Here is an 837-nt window from a genome sequence, read left to right as displayed (position 1 = left end):
TAGGGTCAGGACCCATTGATTTCCGCTTGGCTGCGTGATTCACGGTTCGAAAATCGAGCGGTGACCATGTCTGATCTTTTCTGGCTGACGGATGCGCAGATGGCGCGTCTTGAGCCTTTCTTCCCCAAGTCCCACGGCAAACCACGCGTTGATGATCGACGTGTGTTGAGCGGCATTATCTTCATTAATCGTAATGGGTTGAGATGGCGCGATGCCCCTTCGGCGTATGGCCCACACAAGACGCTCTACAACCGTTGGAAGCGGTGGAGCGACAAAGGCATCTTCGCCCGGATGATGGCCGGTCTGGCTACCAAACACGGTGAAGAGAAGACCGTGATGATCGATGCCGCCTACCTGAAGGCCCACCGTACCGCGACCAGTTTGGGCGTCAAAAAAGGGGGCGTGGACGCCTGATCGGTCGCACCAAAGGCGGCATGAACACCAAGTTGCATGCCATCTGCGACAGCCGGGGACGCCCGCTCAACCTGTTCATCACCGCCGGTCAGGTCAGCGATTACGTTGGTGCGCGGGCACTGCTGAGCGGCCTGCCGGATGTCGATTGGCTGCTCGGGGATCGTGGCTATGATGCCGATTGGTTCCGGGAAGCGTTGAAAGACAAAGGGATGCGCGCCTGCATCCCTGGCCGGAAGCAGCGGAAGAAACCGGTTAAGTACGACAAGCGTCGTTACAAACGGCGCAACCGGATCGAGATCATGTTCGGCAGGTTGAAGGATTGGCGGCGTGTGGCAACCCGCTACGACAGGTGCCCGAAGGTCTTCCTGTCAGCAATCGTCCTCGCAGCACTCGTTATCTATTGGCTATGAGTCCTGACCCTAG

1 protein-coding gene is annotated in these 837 nt (G+C 58.1%); it reads left to right on the top strand.

Translation table 11 applies throughout. The annotated features are described in order from the left end of the window. The first annotated feature begins 66 nt into the window (after positions 1 to 66). Positions 67 to 824, top strand: a protein-coding gene (locus ACR0AJ_RS21060; protein WP_170552435.1) for an IS5 family transposase whose coding sequence is annotated in 2 segments (ribosomal slippage) — positions 67 to 403 and positions 403 to 824 — 759 coding nt in all. Because the reading frame shifts where the segments join, the coding sequence is not laid out codon by codon here. The last annotated feature ends 13 nt before the right edge of the window (positions 825 to 837 follow it).

It is taken from the genome of Ruegeria sp. CJ9 (genome assembly GCF_056536625.1).
Note: the sequence above shows the minus strand (reverse complement) of the source record. Positions and strands in the feature narration are given on the sequence as shown.